Raw genomic sequence first — 16,934 nt, 5'->3', positions numbered from 1 at the left:
GGGTTTCGGGCTTTCGGCATGCCGCCTGCCAAAAATGAAATGCAATGAGCAATTTTGAAAATTTACTTTTTCCATTGATACAGAATGTTATGTCTGCCGTACGAATCATATCGATAGATTTTATCTATTCATTGAGTCTGTATTCTGAGGAAATTGGCTACTTGAGCAATGCCAGTAAAGGTAGCCGTCTTCGTCAGAAGAAGGGCGCGGGACTTTATATTGAACAAATACGCCACTATAAAGTATCAGCCAGATCAAAAAATCAGGATTCTGCTGATCTCCAATAACACTCGACAGCACGAACAACTTCTTCAATCCCTGCTGGCTGGTGCTTTTCGGGTTTCTGTTGCCGCTGACGGAGTGCAAGGATATACCAAGGCCCAGTTAACGCTACCGGAACTTATCCTGCTGGATAAGCAATTGACGGGGATTGACGCTTTGTCCTTGACTCATATGCTGCAAGGATTAAAAGCCACCGCCCAAATCCCCATTATTATTCTGGATTCGCGCATGGATGGCAGCAGTGAGGAATGCGTCGCTTTTTTAAAGGCAGGAGCGGTTGATTACATTGGCAATCCGTATGCGGTAGACGAGGTCAAAGAACGGATCAACGTTCCCTTGCGCTGTCCCAAACAAATGACACCTGCAGTGATCTCGGGCAAGACTCCAAGCCAGCGCCCCAGCACAACTGCCGAAACCAGCATGCTGATCCACGCGATTCAAAAGACCATCGATGCCAATCTGGGCTCGCCTCCCAGCCAGAAAGAACTGTGCGATATGTTCAAGATTTCACGTCGAAAAATCATGAATATATTTCAACGCAATTTTGGCTTGAGTGTGAGCAGTTATATCCGATTGCAACGCATGTATCGGGCCGAATATCTGCTGAAAACCACAGCCTTGAAAATTGATGTCATTGCGACTGATTTAGGTTTCTCCAGCCCGGCCAATTTCTCTACCGCATTCAAAGCCTATGCGGGTGTGGCCCCTGGAAAATTCAGGCAGGCTATTGAAAAGAACAAACCCTATACAGAAAACGCGGCTTGTGTCCGCTCCATGGGACCACCTGTTTTTTCATCAGGTTGGTGACCGCCGTAAATAGCGATCCAAAATGGATGCAGACATTGGATAGCTGCAAGCACCCCCTGAAAATGAAAGCTGCTTGAACGCCATGGCAGGAAGATAAGTAGAAGAGCCCGCCCCTTCCCCGCAGCATCTTGCCTGAATACAGAAAAAGATGGCTCCCCGCCACAAAAAATCCGGTTTCAGGCAGGCCACACTTGCCGCTTGAGGTCCAGGTGATAAAATCGTGGCTACTTGAATAGTTCAATTCAAAACAGATCCAGGACGACCTGGATCTGCTTTTTCAGCACAGGGACGGCCCTACCTCTTTGGCGGAGCATCCACGATGGCCCACCCTGCATCACCCTCTACTCAACTCATTACTCCCATCACCTGGCTACGCTTGCTCGGTTCCTGGTCCATTGTTGTCCTGTTCATGATTTTTGGCGGGCAGTGGCTGGGAGATTCCTTGAACGGCACCACAGCGGCCATCGTCTTTCTGGTGCTGTTCGTGACCATTCTGGCGGCCTCATTTGGGGTGGTCCGTGAAGCCGACCACCTGGCCCATCAGTTGGGCGAGCCTTACGGCACCCTGATCCTGACCCTGTCCATTGTGCTGATCGAAGTCATCCTGATCGCCTCGGTCCTGCTGGGGCCAGGTGACTTTCCCACCATAGGTCGGGACTCGATCTACGCCGTAATGATGATCATCCTGAACCTGATCACCGGCCTGTGTCTGATTGCTGGCGCAGCGCGCAATGGCGACCAGGAGTTCAACCGCCAAGGCACCAACACCTACTTGTCCATGATCGTCTTGCTGACCAGTGTGGGCCTGATTCTGCCCAACTACACCAGCACGGCAGGCGAGTTCAGCACGACCCGGGCCATCGGCATTGCGGTCCTGACAGGTCTCGTTTATGCCACCTTCCTGTATCTGCAAATGGGCAGCCACCGTCATGACTATGTACAGCCCAACCAGGCCGTGCAGAACGCTGAAGATGCGGCACCCGCACCGCGTGATCCTCAAGCGACCCGCGCCATGCTGATACGCAGCCTGGTGCTGATCGCCCTGATCTTGCCTATCGTCTTGCTGGCACACGATCTGGCCATTGTGACGGACTACGGTATCGCCGCTTCGGGCGCCCCCGTTGCTGTCGGCGGTGTGCTGATCGCGATTATCGTGTTCACCCCGGAGTCCATTACCGCCATCAAGTCGGCCATGAACAATGAAATGCAGCGCGCCATCAATCTGTGTCTGGGTGCCTTCGTCTCTACCGTGGGGCTGACGGTGCCGGTGGTGCTGATGATTGGCCTGATCACCGGCAAACAAGTGATCATGGGCATCAGCAATACAGAAATCGTGCTGTTTCTGATCACGGTACTGCTCAGCATCTTGAGCTTTAGCGGCAAGCGAACCTCCCCCATTCAAGGCTATATGCACCTGATGGTGTTCGCGGTGTTCGGGCTGCTGCTGTTCTATCCCTGATGGCTTTCCCTTGCCGCCTATTGCTCCACACTACAAGGCGGAATGGTGCAGCAAGGTTTCCAGCCAATCCGCAAACACCTGAAAGCGGCGCGACAAGTGCTGGCGGTGCAAATACAGCAAGGACATGGGCATAGGGGCGGCACGGTGATCCGGCAGCACCTCCACCAATTCACCTGCCTGCAAGTGCGCCTGTACATCGTAGGCAGGAATCTGGATCAATCCCAGGCCGGATAAACAACAGGCGATATACGCTTCGGCATTATTCACCGTTACGCGGCCTGGCAGATCCAGCACCTGACGCTTGTCCTGCTCCATCCATTCCCAAGGAGCCACACGTTCGCTGGTGGGCGAGGCATAACGTACCACTTGATGGTTTTCCAGATCCGCTGGCGTCTGGGGCATGCCATACCGGGCAAGATAGGCGGGACTGGCCACATTGATCAAGGGCAGGCTGCCCATTTTTCTGGCGATCAGGCCCGAATCACTTAAGGGCCCCACCCTCAGTACACAATCCACCTGCTCCTCGATCAAGTTCACCTCGCGGTCCGTCACGCCCAGATGCACATGGACATGCGGATAGCGCTCCAGAAACTCTGGCAACGCAGGCGCCACAATCAGGCGACCCACCCGCCCCGGCACATCCACCTTGATTGTGCCTATTGGCCCCACACTGGCCTGGCGAAACAGGTTCTCGGTTTCCTGCACATCGGCAATCACGCGCAGGCAACGCTCGTAAAAGGCCGCCCCATCTTGCGTGACCGTTACTTTGCGCGTGGTACGATTCAGCAAGCGCGCCCCCACTCGGCCCTCCAGCTCCTGAATGGCCGCCGACACGGAAGAGCGCGGCATCCCCAAGGTATCCGCCGCGCGGGTGAAATTGGCGCACTCCACGACCCGCGTAAAGATGCGAAACAGGTCAATGCGGTCCATGGCCTTCTCCAAATAAGCGGTCGTAAAACACGGGCTAGACCGCCAGCCCCGGTCTGCTCAAGCAGCGAGGCTGATTGTTCGTTTTTTCAGACAAATGATGTCAGAACTGGATGATTTAAACAATTTCATCGACTTATATCATGGAAAAACGAAACGGCTTGCAGCCCGCAGCCCACACTAGCAAGGAGTCATCATGGCAAAGCACAGCATCAAAGGTAAAACCGTTCTGATTGCAGGCGGAGCAAAGAATCTGGGTGGCCTGATCGCCCGCGACCTGGCAGAACAAGGGGCGCGCGCCATTGCCATTCACTACAACAGCGACAGCTCCAAAGCGGATGCCGAAGCCACTGTCAAAGCCATCCAGGCCGCTGGCGCACAAGCCGTCGCCTTCCAGGCCGACTTGCGTTCGGCCAGTGCCATGGAAAAACTGTTTAGCGATACCGTCGCCGCCATTGGCCGCCCCGATATCGCCATCAACACGGTCGGCAAGGTACTGAAAAAATCACTGACCGAAGTCAGCGAAGCCGAGTACGAGGAGATGAGCGACATCAACTCCAAAACCGCTTTTTTCTTCCTGAAGGAAGCCGGCAAACACGTACAGGACAATGGCAAAGTCTGCACCCTGGTCACGTCCCTGCTGGGGGCTTTCACCCCGTTTTACGCCGCTTATGCGGGCACCAAAGCGCCGGTAGAACACTACACCCGCGCTGCCGCCAAAGAATATGGCGCACGCGGTATTTCCGTGACAGCAGTCGGCCCTGGCCCTATGGATACCCCCTTCTTTTATCCAGCCGAAGGCGAGGACGCCGTGGCCTATCACAAGACGGCTGCCGCCCTGTCCCCCTACTCCAAGACCGGACTGACAGACATTGAAGATGTGGTGCCCTTTATTCGTCATCTGGTCAGCGATGGCTGGTGGATTACCGGCCAGACCATTCTGATCAACGGTGGCTACACCACCAAGTAAGAAAGCGAGCCAGTGTTTGAGCCTGAGCCTGCAAGATCATTGCCTCAGGCTTGAACACTGGCTTTTTTCGATACCCGCTTGTTGATGTCCAGGAGGCATCAACAAGCTGCGGTGCCATCCAGAGAGCAATACCCGTCCAGGCTCAGGGCTCCCGATATGGGTTCTCGAAAATTTCTTCTACAGTCTGCGCGAACAAGGCACTGATCTTGAATGCCAAATCCAAGGACGGTGCATGTTTGCCTGTTTCCAGCGCATTTACCGCCTGCCGGGACACACCCAGGCGCTCTGCCAAATCTGCCTGCGTCCAGTTCGCCTCGGCCCGCAATACACGCAATCGGTTTTTCATTTAATCGCTAGTCCGGACAAAGGGTGAAACCAGGGCGAACACAGCCCAAAAGAAGGGGTAAATCAGCCAGGCAGGAATATGAGGCGCGGCAGCGTAAGTTTCCCCAAAGCCCCAGGCCGTCCACAAGGTCAGGGTTGCACCTGCGGCCAGCACAAAGCACTTGGCCACAATCACCCGCACGAACTCATCGCTTTGCGCCATCAAGCGCAAGGTGGCCCAGACTTGCCCCGCAACCGGCAGGGCGACGGCAATGGCAATCAGCCAACCAACAGGTCGACCAAGCAGGCTGTCGAACAGTCCCACAATGGTCAAGGCATTGACCAGGATATACACGCCCATAAAGAGCAAAGTGCGAATCAGATAGCTGCGGCCTGGTGATGGCGCAGAAGTGGAATTGCTGTTGATAAGCATGTTTGAACACCTGAATGTAAAGTAAACCTGACTTTATAGAAGTCAAAAAAACCTGTCAATAAGTAAAGTTAACCTTACATTTTTTTATGGTGGATTTCGCCACAGAAATACGCCTTCACATTCAGTAGGCACTGGCAGCGACTCACCGCCGTCACACACGCTAGTCGGCCAAACCCCATTTGCCATCGCTGGCAACTGGCTGACGGATTTGTTGCACGCTTCTTCCTGAATCTGTCCTGCAGCACCGAACAAGCTTGATTTACGCTCAAAAGTCATAACAAGATTACCTGCTTGAAGATTTAAATATTCCATCTTCATCTTTTACCCCGCTCTTTCCGGTCGATAGAGTTTGAGGCTTGTTCTCCGGTTTGATTGGGATAAAAAATGAAAAACAGCGTATTGCATGAAGCCGTTTCTGTGCCCCTGCTGCACCTTGCAGACAGCACCAAAACGCCTGTTCTCTCCACCAAGCAATTTCACGACTTGCTCTCCTGGCTGGCTCCTTTTGCACTGCTTGTCCTCTGGGAGGCGATCTCCCGTTCCGGCTTGGTCCAAGCCCATGTATTCCCTCCCCCTCTGCCGTCCTGTCCGCCGCCTGGGGACTGATTCAGTCCGGTGAATTGGCCTTGCACCTGGGGGCCTCCTTGCTACGTGCCGCAGCCGGTTTTGCCATAGGCGGCACGCTCAGTTTTGCCATTGGTGTGCTGACCGGCTTCTCTCCCCTGGCCCATGCCTTGCTGGATCGCATCATTCAGATGGTACGTGCTATCCCGTTCCTGGCCCTGCTGCCTTTGGTCATCGTCTGGTTTGGTGTGGATGAGTCCGGCAAGATTTTCCTGGTTTCTCTGGCGGTGTTCTTCCCCATCTATGTCAACACGGTGTTGGGCATACGACAGATCGATCCCAAGCTGTTGGAATTGGCCCGCGTGACTCGCCTCAGCGGTCTGGAAACGGTGCGCCGCATTGTGTTGCCCGGTGCCATGCCCTCGGTACTGACCGGGGTGCGCTATGCCCTGGCCTCAGCCTGGCTGGCACTGGTTGTCGCCGAAACACTGGCCACCACTCGTGGTGTCGGCTACCTGGCCATGGATGCACGCGAGTTTCTGCAAACCGACATCATTGTGCTGACCATCATCATCTACGCGCTGATTGGCGTCATGGCCGATAGCTTGGCGCGGGTTCTGGAACGCCGCAGTCTGGCTTGGCATCCCAACTTTTCCGGAAAGGCTTGAGCATGACGATTGCTGCCCCTCCAACACACAGCACCGAAGAAATTGCCGTTCAAGTTCAAGGTCTGCAACGTCGCTATGGCAATCGCATCGTCATTGCCGACCTGGACTTGAGCATTGCCGCCGGAGAATTCGTGGCTTTGCTGGGTGAAAGTGGCTGCGGCAAGACAACCTTGCTGCGTGTACTGGCCGAACTGGATACCCCCGATGCTGGCACTTTGACGAGCAGTGGCACCTCTGCCGTGGTCTTTCAGGAGCATCGCCTGCTGCCCTGGGCGGATGTGCTCAGCAACGTCATGCTGGGCCTGGATGCCAGCGCCGAGCCCTTGGCCCGCAACGCTCTTGAAGAGGTCGGTCTGGCCGGACGAGAGCACGACTGGCCGCGCAATCTATCCGGTGGCCAGGCGCAACGAGTCGCACTGGCACGAGCCCTGGTACGCCGTCCACGCCTGATGTTGCTGGATGAGCCTTTTGCCGCGTTGGACGCTCTGACCCGCATCAAGATGCATGTACTGGTGAAAGAGCTGATCGCCCGCCACCGTCCCGGCGCCCTGATCGTCACCCACGATGTAGACGAGGCCATTGCCATTGCAGACCGGATTCTGGTGATGAAAGCCGGACGCATCGCCGCTGAATACACCAAAGTCCAAAAAGCCGATTTCACGACGTTGCGCCACCACCTTCTGGGTGATCTGGGCGTTACCGATGATCTGGATCACCACTCCTCTTTATAGGTTGTTTCTTCATGTCTCGCTCTACCTTATTGACTCGTCGCAGTTTGCTTAAAGCCGGTGGTGCTGCCCTGGCCTCCGGTCTGGTACTGCCCGCCTTCAGTCGCAGCGCCTTGGCCAATGACACACAAACCGTGCGCTTGGGCTGGGGCCCCGGCGGCATCCCTCCTATTGCTCGCCGACGCGGAGAACTGGAAAAACGCTTGCTGGCCCAAGGTATCAAGGTGCAATGGGTCGGCCCCTTCCCGAACCATGCCCCGTCCATGCAAGCCATTGTCGGCGGCAGTGCCGACTTCAGTTTCTGGGGTTCCACCACGCCCGCCCTGGCCGCCATGCTGGCAGGCTCCCCGCTGGTGTTTGCGTCCTTCAATGTGTACTCGCCCCGCTCTACCCAGATCATCGTCAAGAAAAACAGTGGAATTGATCAGGTCAGCGACCTGGTGGGCAAACGCATTGCCGTCAACAAGGCCGGACTGGGCGAGTTTCTGGTAGTGGCCGCACTGGAAAAGCACAACATCGATCTTAAAGACGTCCAGTTTGTTTACCTGAACCCGCCCGATGCCGGCCCCGCCTTTGCCAGTAATAAAGTGGACGCTTGGGCCATGTGGTCGCCAGGGGTGGAAATTTCTCTGATCGCCAACGATGCCAAAAGCCTCTTTTTTGAAGGCAAGGATCTGGACTTCCTGATTGATTACAGCTCCCTGGTGGTCGCTCGGGATTTTGCAGAAAAGCAGCCCGCTCTGGTCCGTGCGGTGCTGGATGCCTACTACGAAGAGGGTAAGTGGATCTCCGAGCACCCTGAAGAGGCCGAAGAACTTGCCCGTCAGGAAAACGGCTATAGCGAGGCCGTGCGTGATCTGCTGATTTCCTACCGTCGTCAGAACCGCTTTTACGAAGCGGGCGATCAGAACTTCATGGCGGACTTCCAACGGGCGGCGGACTGGCTGGCCGAGCGCAAGATCATCAAGGCCCCCATCAAGGTCAGCGATTACAGCGTCAGATTTTAAGGGTTCACCATGTCAAACCAACACCTACGTCTAGGCGTGAATGTCCTGGCCTCCGGCCGCCATGATGCGGCCTGGAAGACCCTGCCCGACCCGGCCTCCCTATCGACAGATATCGACCGATTCATTGCCATCAGCCAATCCGCCGAGCGTGCCTTGCTCGATGCCATTTTTCTGGCTGACGGCCCCGGCGGTCTGGTTGAAGAAAGCTATTTGCGCCCCTGGCGAGCGCTGGACCCGACGGTGCTGAACACAGCCTTATCCCAGCACACGGAGTACATTGGCCTTGTCACAACCACCTCGTCCTTGTTTGGTCACCCTTACACTGTGGCGCGTCAAATTGCCTCCTTGGACTACGTCAGCCAGGGTCGGGCCGCCTGGAACATCATCACCTCCCAGACCTCCCCCGCCTTGCAGGCTTATGGACTGGAAAAAGGCTGGGATCAGAGCGAACGCTATCAACGCGCCGAAGAATTTGTTCAGATCATCCAGAATCTGTGGGACAGTTTTCCGCTGGAAGCGATTGAGGCGGACCTGGACAGCAGCGTCTTTGTAAACCCGAAAAAACTGAACCCGTTTGACTTGCAGGGCCAACACTTTTCCTCTCGCGGAGCCCTGTCCGTGCCCCGGACCCCGCAAGGACGTCCGGTGATTTTCCAGGCCGGCCAGTCTGCCGACTCCAAAGCCTTTGGTGCTCGTTATGCCGACGCCCTGTTCACCGGCCAACGCATTCTGGAAAATGCTCAAGGTTTTTACCAGGACACCAAGGCTCTGGCTGCCTCCTATGGTCGCCAGCCCGACCATCTGCTGGTCATGCCCGGCCTGTTCCCGATTCTGGGTTCCACGGACGAAGAAGCCCAACGCCATAAGCGAAAACTGGACGATCTGCTGGATAGCCGCAGCCTGCGTGCCGAACTGGCCCGCCATCTGGCTCTGGATGTCGATGATCTGGCGGATCTGGACGCCCCCTTGCCTCACGACAAGATCAGGGCCAATGAAGCGCTGGTGCCGATTGCCTCACGCTGGCATCGCAAGGAAATGCTCAGTGAAGCTCATGCCCATAACTGGAATACGCGCGAGCTTTTATTCTCCAACATCATAGGTGGGCATCGCATCTACACCGGCACGCCGGAGGGCTTTGCACAAAACATGATCGACTGGGTAGATGCCAAAGCAGCCGATGGATTCAATCTGAATATCGATGTACAGCCAGCCGGCCTGGATGTGATTGCAGACTACGTGGTTCCAGCCTTGCAAAAGCAAGGGCGCTTCCGGCGGGAATATCAAACCCGCACATTGCGTGAGCATCTGGGGCTACCGATTCCCCAACTTCATTCTGTTGAACAAGCCCTTGCCGTCTAAGAGAAACAAGCATGACCACATCCACACCATCCGATGCCAACACTCATCAATGGGGACCATTGGTTCAGCGCTTGCAGCTGGACGCCATCTTCACACAAATCGCCACAGAAGCACCTCGACGTGATGTTGAACGCGACCACCCCCATGAACTTATTGCTGCCTTGAAAAAGGCCGGCTTGGGCCGGGCCAGACTCAGCATTGAACAAGGTGGACTGGGCTTGTCCTTGATCGAACTATTCGATCTGGTTCAGGACCTGGCTTACGCGGACTCCAATGTCGCTCACATTTTCCGTAATCACCTGTTTGCCGTTGAAGAGGCCCTGCGCCTGCCCCAGGAGCCTTATTACGCCCGCTTGTTGGACGAGGCCGCACAGGGGCGCAGCTTTGGCTTGGGCTTTGGTCTGGCACCAGTAAAACGGGCCGGACAAATCCCCGATGGCGTCACTGGCGAGCTTAACTGGAGTGAAGAAGACGGCGTCTACCATGGCACCGGCATCAAGCTCTATTCCACTGGCAATCTGTATGCCGACTGGCTACTGGGCCCCGCCCAAGAGAACCGCAACGGTAAGCTGGTACGCTATCTGGCCTCCACACAGGCCCCCGGTGTGAACCTGACTGACGACTGGTCCGGCTTTGGTCAGAAGCTAACGGGTTCAGGCAATACTCGTTTTGCCGATGCCCGCATCGAAGCGCATAACCTGTATCCCCCACCTGTCACCCCCGAACACGATGGCACCTGGAGCTACACCTTCCACCAGATTTACCTGACGACCGTAATTGCAGGTATCGCTCGACGGGTCAAGGCCGACGCCGTCACGCTGCTTAAAAAACGCAGCCGCAACTTCTACCACGGTCAGGCTGAAGAACCGCGCAATGAGGCGGTACTGCAGGCTCAATTGGGACAACTGGCCGCCCATGTGGCCGCTATCGACGCACTGGTCAAGCGTGCTGCCACCGCGCTACAAGCTGGCTTTGCCGCTTACGGCTCCCCTTCAGCCACAGAACTGATGTTGGATGCCACCCTGAAAGCCGTCGAAGCCAAAATCGTAGCGGACTCCTGGGGACCACAATTAGCCGGCAACCTGCTGGATCTGGGTTCGGGCTCTGTAGTAACCATCGATGGAGCCTTGGACCGACACTGGCGCAACATCAAAGTTATTGCCGCACACAATCCCAGTTTGTACAAAACCCGCTTTCTGGGCGACTACCTGCTCAATCAGACTTTGCCACCGACAGGAGCCTTCTTTTGAGCACAGACATTCTTTTCCACTCGCGAGAAAGCAGCGTCGTGGTGACGCCTGGTTTCCCTTCAGTCTCGTCTGCACAAGTGCGTCAGGCCTTACTGGACGGGCAGGAAATCGCACTGCTGGATGTGCGCGAAGAAGCCCCCTATGCCCAGGAGCATCCGCTTTGGGCCGCCAACTTTCCCTTGTCGCGCCTGGAGCTGGAAGCCTGGGATCGTATTCCACGACGAGACACGCCTATCGTCATCTACGGTCATGATGACTACAGCGATCTGGCCCTGAAAGCCGCGCAAGTTCTGTACACACTGGGCTACAGCAATATTGGTCTATTGGAGCGGGGCCTGGAAGGCTGGCGCGCCGCCGGTGGAGAGCTATTCAGCGATGTGAACGTCCCCAGCAAATCCTTCGGAGAACTGGTCGAGGCGCAGCGCCACACCCCTTCACTGAGTGCCCAGGAAGTCCAGGCCTTGATCCATAGCCAGGCCGATGTGGTGATCGTCGATGCACGCCGTTATGACGAATACCACACCATGAGCATTCCCACCGCCACCAGCGTTCCCGGCGCGGAGCTGGTCTTGCGTGTCCAGGAACTGGCCCCCAGCCCAAAAACTCAGTTGATCGTCAATTGCGCAGGGCGGACACGCAGCATCATCGGTACCCAGTCACTGATTAATGCCGGCATTCCCAATCCCGTAGCCGCGCTACGCAACGGCACGATAGGATGGGTGCTGGCCGGGCAGACACTGGACCACGGTGCCACCTTGCGCCACAGCTTGAAGCCGGGCCCATCTCACGAACAGACCCAAGCACAAGCCCGACAAGTTGCCGACCGCACAGGCGTCAAACGCATCAAGTTGGAAGCCTTGGACCGCCTGCGTGAACAGGGACGCACCCTTTACTGCTTCGATGTACGTACACCCGAAGAATACGAAGCAGGGCATCTGCCTGGCTTTGCCCCCGCCCCCGGCGGCCAGTTGGTTCAAGAGACAGGCCACCACGCACCAGTTCGGGGAGCACGCATCGTGCTGAGCGATGATGACGGCGTACGGGCTTCCATGACGGGCTCCTGGCTCGCCCAAATGGGATGGGATGTCTACGTGCTGGAGCCTGCCTCCGAAGCTGAGCAATACATCAAAGGCCGCTGGCAACGTGCCATTCCCGAGCCCGAAGGGATTCAGTCGGTATCTGTGGACACGCTGCTTCAGTGGCTTGGCACCCATGATGACAGCACCCAGATACTGGACTTCGCGCCTAGCGCGGACTATGTCAAAGCCCATATCCCCGGAGCCTGGTTCGCTTTGCGCTCACAAATCAAACAGGCTCTGGACAAGGTCCCAGCCGCCCAGCGCTATGTGTTCACCTGCCGCTCCGGAGTCACGGCCAGTTTTGCGGCAGAACAAGCCATTGCGCTGACTGACGCCCCTGTTTATGTGTTGCAAGGAGGAACCCATGCCTGGCAAGCGGCACAGCAAGCGCTTGAAAGCGGCGAATCCCGCTTGGCTTGCCCACGCATAGACCGCTACCGCCGTCCTTACGAAGGCACTGATGCGCCTGAGGCTGCCATGCAGGCCTATCTGGATTGGGAGTTTGGTCTGGTTGAACAATTACGCCGGGACGGCACGCATAAATTCAAGGTGCTTTAGTTCTGTTAAGCCGCGCCTTCCCGAGCACCAAACATGCTATGGCTTGGGCTGGGCGCGGACTTACCATGCCACAGTGAGTTGCCTCCAAGCACAGGAAATCATGGACAAAGCCAGCAAAATGCCCTATAAAATCGGACGATCATAATAACGATTCTCATTTACCACTCTTCCATGTCTGATCGGCCCTCTCTGCGCAGCAGTTGGCTCGCACACTATGCCGAGCTGATCTCCACCTGGACACGACGTTACGGCAATCGGCATGACGCCGAAGATGCCACCCACGACGCCATCGCCAATATGCTGGAACAGCGCTCGGGGGTCATTGCCAATCCTCGCGCTTTTTTGCATCGCAGTGTTCATAATGGCCTGGTCAGTTTGAATCGTCGGGCGCATCGTCAGGCCCACGTTGCCTGGCAAGACTTGAGCGATGAAGAGCATCCGCTAGACCACTCCCACGAGCAGGAGATGGACAGCGCCCATTTGCGTCTGGCCCTGCAAAAAGCACTGAACGAGCTGCCCCTGAAAAGCCAGCAGATCTTTGCCTGGCACAGGCTGGAGGGCTACACTTTGCCCGAGATTGCGCGCAAGATGAATTTGTCTCAAAGCATGGTCGAAAAACACATGGCCCGCGCTCTGGATCACCTGCACAAACGCTTGAGCGACTTCCAACTGCCCGAGTGAAACCGCATGCCTCCTTCCCTATGACACGCAGCACCTCCACGCCGCTCTCGCTTCCCCTGAATCCTGATCAGCTCAGCCTTTGGCTGGTACGCGAACAGGCGGCTAGCCTCGCCGAGGCGGAACAGCAGGAGTTGATGCACTGGCGACAAGCCAGTGAGTCCAACGAGACCCACTACCAGCAACTATTGCTGACCTGGCAAGCCACGCAACTGGTGCCTGATCAGCACTGGCGCAGTGTGCTGGAACAAGCGCCCCAACAAGCCTCGCGCCGACGCTGGTTGCGCAATACCTTCCTGATTGGTGCTCCGGCTCTGGCCGCGGGAGCGGCAGTCATTGCATTGCCCGGCTTGCGTGGACTCTGGCAGCCCACCCCTGAATTCACCCAAAGCTATCAAAGCGCGCGGGGTGAGCAGCAACGCATCGTGCTGCCCGATCAATCCATTCTTCATCTGAACACCGACACACTGGTGGATGTGGCCTTTTATGCCGACCACCGAGAGGTGACTTTGCATCAAGGCGAAGCTCTGTTTGATGTTCATAAGCAGCACGACCGTCCCTTTCAGGTTCTGGGCGGACTGGCAACGATTCTGGTGACCGGCACGGTCTTTAATGTGCAGCGCGATCCGCAGGCACTCAGTGTCATCGTGCAAGAAGGCCAGGTTCAGGTCAGCAGCGGACGCTTGTGGTCTCCCAGCCATGTGTCTCTGGGGCCTGACCAGCGCTTGAGTCTGGAAGCGGGCAGCAGCCGTCCCCGTCTGGACTCCACCCCGGCCCAGGCTGCCACCGCCTGGCACACCGGCCAACTGGTCTTCAGCAACACCCCGTTAAGCGAGGTTGTGCGTGAGCTGAACCGCTATCGCCCTTCCCAGCAGGCCATTCAGATCATGGATGCCAGCCTGGCCTCGCGCCGCATTGCCGCAGTTTTTGAGCTGCGTGACAGTGCTGACCTGTTGGAAACCTTGCCCGAGCTACTGCCCTTGCGAGTCAACACGCTACCCTCCGGCGAAGTGCAATTACACGCACGCTAAAGACAGCGATTGAAGCACCAAAGCAGTCTGTGACCCATACCTGAGCTGCCTTCAAACCTGCGTCACCAAAGCCAGAGTGTCCGGCGATACGGACTTTTTTACCGGCCATTACGGGTTTTGACTGGCTGATGCGTCTCATCTACAGACCCGCCTGGCCAGGCATTGATCCATGACCCCTATCGCTTGCTTTTCAACATGACCTCTTTGCATTCTTCCCCGTCACCCGCAGAGCGTATCCGCCTGGGCCGCCCCCTTATGCGTGCAACGGCTCTGGCCCTGGCACTAGGCACTCTGCCCTTCTATGCCGCAGCACAGAACGCGGCCCCCAGCACCATCAGCCTGCCCGCTCAAAGCTTGTCCCAAGCCTTGTTGTCTTTAGGCCAGCAAGCCCGTGTACAGTTGTACTTTGACCCCAATATTGTTCAAGGTCTGCAGGCTCCCGCCGTTCACCAGGCCACATCAGTTGAGGCCGCTCTGGCACAACTTCTGGCAGGCACCGGGATTGAATACAAGCGCAAAGACAATCGCTATACCCTGAGCAAACCCTTATCGGGCGACAGCACACAGCTGGCCCCCATTACGGTTCATGCCGCCAGGGACACGCTGAACACCGAGCAAACAGGCTCCTATACCGCCACCCACAGCAATAGCGCCACCCGCCTGAACCTGAGCCTGCGTGAAACCCCGCAATCGGTCAGCGTCATTACCCGTCAGCAGATGGACGACCAGGGTATTCAGACCATTTCCGATGCTTTGCAGCAAACTCCGGGCATTACCGTCAATCGCGACAACTCGGAGTCCTACAGCTTTTACTCGCGCGGTTTCAATCTGGAAAACTTCCAGTTTGACGGTCTGCCCAGCCTGTCCTCGGACGGTGGCGCCGTACGCGATAACTACAGCATCACCAACTCCGCCATCTACGACCGTATCGAAATCCTGAAAGGCGCGACCGGCCTGGTCAACGGTGCAGGCTACCCCTCTGGCGTGATCAATATGGTCCGCAAGCGCCCCACCAGTCAGTTCCAGGGACACGCACAAGTATCCGCAGGCAGCTGGGACACGTATGGCACGGAACTGGACTTGTCCGGCCCGCTGGCCGCCGAAGGTGCCTTGCGTGGACGTGTCGTGGGCGCCACCCAGGACAATCGCAGCTTCATGGACTACGCCAAAGGCAAGCAGCAGATCTTTTACGGGATTCTGGAAGCCGACCTGGGCGAGCGCACCACTGTCGCTGTGGGCCTGGACTACCAGCGCAACCGTAACAACGCGACTACCAACGAACACTTGCCCGCCTTCTACAGCAATGGCGAACAGTTCTCCATCGGCCGCCACGTTAACCCGGCTGACCGCTGGGCCTGGCGCAACCAGGATACACAGCGCGTATTTGCCGATCTGAATCACCGCTTTGACTCCGGGTGGACCATCAAACTGGCTGCCGGTCAACGTGACTACCGTACCCGTCAGGTCATGTCCGGCCTGTCTGCCGATGTTGTCAACGCACAGACCTATGAAATCAGCCACGGCTTTTACCAGGGTGGCGCGGCGCGCTTTGACAGCGACTCCAAAGAAAAGACGCTGGACTTCCATGCCACCGGCCCTTTCAAGCTGCTGGGTCGCGAACATGAGCTGGTGCTGGGCGCGAACTACGCCAAGACCCATGCCTTGTCACAGCGCTGGGACGGCGACACCGACATGACGGTGCCCGACATTTTTGAGTGGAACAACAACGCTACCGAGCCCAACGAATACGAATGGTGGCTGCAGCACGATGTCAACGTGAAGCAGCACATGATCTACGGGGCCGCCGTTCTGAAACCCCATGACCGTGTCAATGTGATTCTGGGTGCCCGCCAGGTGCGCTACGACTGGTCCCTGGAAAGCCTGAACGCTCTGAACAATTTTCAGCGCCACGAAACTCAGGTCAGCGGCAAGATCATTCCTTATCTGGGTTTGAGCGTGGATCTGGACGAATGGCACACAGCCTATGCCAGCTATACCGACGTATTCAAACCCCAAGCCTATAACTTCAAGGCCAACGGCGAACAGCTGGAACCGCTGACTGGCAAGAGCATGGAAGTAGGAATGAAAGGGGAATATCTGGACGGCAAGCTCAACGCCAGCATGGCCCTATTCCAGATCAAGCAGGACAACGTGGCAGAACCCGACCCGATCAACCCGCAAACTCCAATGGGCGGCGTGGCCTACATTGCGGTTCCAGGTGTGAAGACGCGCGGTCTGGAACTGGAGTTGTCCGGCGAAGTCATGCCGAACTGGCAAGTTCACGCTGGCTACACTTATGCCCGCTCCCGCGATGCGGAAGGTGTGCGAGCCAGCCCCCGACAGCCAGAACACTTGTTCAAACTGGCCACTTACTACCGTCTGCCGTGGGCTGGCCAACGCATGATGGTAGGTGGCAATGTGCAATGGCAAAGCGGCAGCTACTTCACACAGATGATCGATGGTCAATTGCGCCGCTTCGAGCGCAAACCCTATGCACTGGTCGGTTTGAGCGGTTCGTATGAAGTGAACAAGGCCACAAAACTGTCCGTCAACATCAACAACCTGTTCGACAAGCACTACTACGCGGGTATCGGCAACTACAACACCGTCTTTTGGGGTGCGCCTCGCAACGTAACGGCAACCTTGCGGTATCAGTTCTAAACCGAGACTTCTCGAGCCTGAGTCCAGCGATCGCCTGATCCAGATAGTCCACTGAAACAAAACCCGCAGAGCTTGTTCAGCCCTGCGGGTTTTTAGGCCCAGCACTGTGCCAATACGCTCGAATCTGGCGCTACACGTCACGCTCATCC

15 protein-coding genes and 1 pseudogene are annotated in these 16,934 nt (G+C 56.8%); 12 read left to right on the top strand and 4 right to left on the bottom strand.

From position 1 onward, the window contains the following. Positions 1 to 219 precede the first annotated feature (219 nt). Together KOE80_RS00790 and KOE80_RS00785 are read left to right on the top strand one after the other, a co-directional pair. Positions 220 to 1,089 (top strand): DNA-binding response regulator, encoded by an 870-nt coding sequence (locus KOE80_RS00790; protein ID WP_226348118.1) that lies wholly within the window; start codon positions 220 to 222, stop codon positions 1,087 to 1,089. Positions 1,090 to 1,408: 319 nt separating this feature from the next. Next, positions 1,409 to 2,548: a calcium:proton antiporter gene (locus KOE80_RS00785; protein ID WP_226348117.1), complete on the top strand. Its 1,140-nt coding sequence runs from the start codon at positions 1,409 to 1,411 to the stop codon at positions 2,546 to 2,548. Between the two features lie 30 nt (positions 2,549 to 2,578). Here KOE80_RS00785 and KOE80_RS00780 read toward each other — a convergent pair whose 3' ends face one another. Beyond that, positions 2,579 to 3,478 (bottom strand): LysR family transcriptional regulator, encoded by a 900-nt coding sequence (locus KOE80_RS00780; protein WP_226348116.1) that lies wholly within the window; start codon positions 3,476 to 3,478, stop codon positions 2,579 to 2,581. A 193-nt stretch (positions 3,479 to 3,671) separates the two neighbouring features. Here KOE80_RS00780 and KOE80_RS00775 point away from each other — a divergent pair, with 193 nt between their 5' ends. Beyond that, a complete protein-coding gene (locus KOE80_RS00775) occupies positions 3,672 to 4,445 on the top strand; it encodes an SDR family oxidoreductase (protein ID WP_063688870.1) in 774 nt (257 codons plus the stop codon). Positions 4,446 to 4,587: 142 nt separating this feature from the next. Here KOE80_RS00775 and KOE80_RS00770 read toward each other — a convergent pair whose 3' ends face one another. The 3 genes from KOE80_RS00770 to KOE80_RS00760 form a co-directional block, all read right to left on the bottom strand. Then, positions 4,588 to 4,791 carry a helix-turn-helix transcriptional regulator gene (locus tag KOE80_RS00770; RefSeq protein ID WP_226348115.1) on the bottom strand — a complete coding sequence of 68 codons (204 nt, stop codon included), beginning with the start codon at positions 4,789 to 4,791 and terminating at the stop codon, positions 4,588 to 4,590. Further along, positions 4,792 to 5,202: a hypothetical protein gene (locus KOE80_RS00765; RefSeq protein ID WP_226348114.1), complete on the bottom strand. Its 411-nt coding sequence runs from the start codon at positions 5,200 to 5,202 to the stop codon at positions 4,792 to 4,794. It abuts the gene before it with no gap. Between the two features lie 84 nt (positions 5,203 to 5,286). Continuing rightward, positions 5,287 to 5,520, bottom strand: a complete 234-nt coding sequence (locus KOE80_RS00760; protein WP_226348113.1) for a hypothetical protein — start codon at positions 5,518 to 5,520, stop codon at positions 5,287 to 5,289. Between the two features lie 66 nt (positions 5,521 to 5,586). Between KOE80_RS00760 and KOE80_RS00755 the strand changes: the two are divergent. From KOE80_RS00755 to KOE80_RS00715, 9 genes and pseudogenes are all read left to right on the top strand, one after another. Next, positions 5,587 to 6,434: pseudogene (locus tag KOE80_RS00755) on the top strand (ABC transporter permease subunit). A gap of 2 nt (positions 6,435 to 6,436) precedes the next feature. Further along, positions 6,437 to 7,165: an ABC transporter ATP-binding protein gene (locus KOE80_RS00750; protein WP_226348112.1), complete on the top strand. Its 729-nt coding sequence runs from the start codon at positions 6,437 to 6,439 to the stop codon at positions 7,163 to 7,165. An 11-nt stretch (positions 7,166 to 7,176) separates the two neighbouring features. After that, the gene (locus tag KOE80_RS00745) at positions 7,177 to 8,169 is read left to right on the top strand and encodes an ABC transporter substrate-binding protein (RefSeq protein ID WP_226348111.1); all 993 of its coding nucleotides are present in this window, start codon (positions 7,177 to 7,179) and stop codon (positions 8,167 to 8,169) included. 9 nt (positions 8,170 to 8,178) lie between these two features. Next, entirely contained in the window at positions 8,179 to 9,528 is a 1,350-nt protein-coding gene (locus KOE80_RS00740; RefSeq protein ID WP_226348110.1) for an NtaA/DmoA family FMN-dependent monooxygenase, read from the top strand. A gap of 11 nt (positions 9,529 to 9,539) precedes the next feature. Beyond that, complete coding sequence (locus tag KOE80_RS00735; RefSeq protein WP_226348109.1) at positions 9,540 to 10,778, top strand: acyl-CoA dehydrogenase family protein; 1,239 nt, start codon at positions 9,540 to 9,542, stop codon at positions 10,776 to 10,778. Continuing rightward, positions 10,775 to 12,415, top strand: coding sequence for a rhodanese-related sulfurtransferase (locus KOE80_RS00730; RefSeq protein WP_264180159.1), 1,641 nt, complete (start codon positions 10,775 to 10,777; stop codon positions 12,413 to 12,415). The genes KOE80_RS00735 and KOE80_RS00730 overlap by 4 nt, the downstream gene beginning before the upstream one ends. Positions 12,416 to 12,586: 171 nt before the next feature. Beyond that, positions 12,587 to 13,096: an RNA polymerase sigma factor gene (locus tag KOE80_RS00725; RefSeq protein ID WP_226348108.1), complete on the top strand. Its 510-nt coding sequence runs from the start codon at positions 12,587 to 12,589 to the stop codon at positions 13,094 to 13,096. Between the two features lie 20 nt (positions 13,097 to 13,116). Further along, entirely contained in the window at positions 13,117 to 14,124 is a 1,008-nt protein-coding gene (locus KOE80_RS00720) for a FecR family protein (RefSeq protein ID WP_226348107.1), read from the top strand. 195 nt (positions 14,125 to 14,319) lie between these two features. Continuing rightward, complete coding sequence (locus KOE80_RS00715; protein WP_226348106.1) at positions 14,320 to 16,785, top strand: TonB-dependent siderophore receptor; 2,466 nt, start codon at positions 14,320 to 14,322, stop codon at positions 16,783 to 16,785. Positions 16,786 to 16,934 lie beyond the last annotated feature (149 nt).

The organism is Alcaligenes sp. 13f, assembly GCF_020496585.1.
Classification (GTDB): domain Bacteria; phylum Pseudomonadota; class Gammaproteobacteria; order Burkholderiales; family Burkholderiaceae_B; genus Alcaligenes; species Alcaligenes phenolicus.
Note: the sequence above shows the minus strand (reverse complement) of the source record. Positions and strands in the feature narration are given on the sequence as shown.

Excerpts from the sequence above, each read along its gene's own strand:
- KOE80_RS00785 (WP_226348117.1), top strand. The coding sequence starts at position 1,409 with ATGGCCCACCCTGCATCACCCTCTACTCAACTCATTACTCCCATCACC.
- KOE80_RS00780 (WP_226348116.1), bottom strand. The coding sequence starts at position 3,478 with ATGGACCGCATTGACCTGTTTCGCATCTTTACGCGGGTCGTGGAGTGC.
- KOE80_RS00775 (WP_063688870.1), top strand. The coding sequence starts at position 3,672 with ATGGCAAAGCACAGCATCAAAGGTAAAACCGTTCTGATTGCAGGCGGA.
- KOE80_RS00770 (WP_226348115.1), bottom strand. The coding sequence starts at position 4,791 with ATGAAAAACCGATTGCGTGTATTGCGGGCCGAGGCGAACTGGACGCAG.
- KOE80_RS00765 (WP_226348114.1), bottom strand. The coding sequence starts at position 5,202 with ATGCTTATCAACAGCAATTCCACTTCTGCGCCATCACCAGGCCGCAGC.
- KOE80_RS00760 (WP_226348113.1), bottom strand. The coding sequence starts at position 5,520 with ATGAAGATGGAATATTTAAATCTTCAAGCAGGTAATCTTGTTATGACT.
- KOE80_RS00750 (WP_226348112.1), top strand. The coding sequence starts at position 6,437 with ATGACGATTGCTGCCCCTCCAACACACAGCACCGAAGAAATTGCCGTT.
- KOE80_RS00745 (WP_226348111.1), top strand. The coding sequence starts at position 7,177 with ATGTCTCGCTCTACCTTATTGACTCGTCGCAGTTTGCTTAAAGCCGGT.
- KOE80_RS00740 (WP_226348110.1), top strand. The coding sequence starts at position 8,179 with ATGTCAAACCAACACCTACGTCTAGGCGTGAATGTCCTGGCCTCCGGC.
- KOE80_RS00735 (WP_226348109.1), top strand. The coding sequence starts at position 9,540 with ATGACCACATCCACACCATCCGATGCCAACACTCATCAATGGGGACCA.
- KOE80_RS00725 (WP_226348108.1), top strand. The coding sequence starts at position 12,587 with ATGTCTGATCGGCCCTCTCTGCGCAGCAGTTGGCTCGCACACTATGCC.
- KOE80_RS00720 (WP_226348107.1), top strand. The coding sequence starts at position 13,117 with ATGACACGCAGCACCTCCACGCCGCTCTCGCTTCCCCTGAATCCTGAT.
- KOE80_RS00715 (WP_226348106.1), top strand. The coding sequence starts at position 14,320 with ATGACCTCTTTGCATTCTTCCCCGTCACCCGCAGAGCGTATCCGCCTG.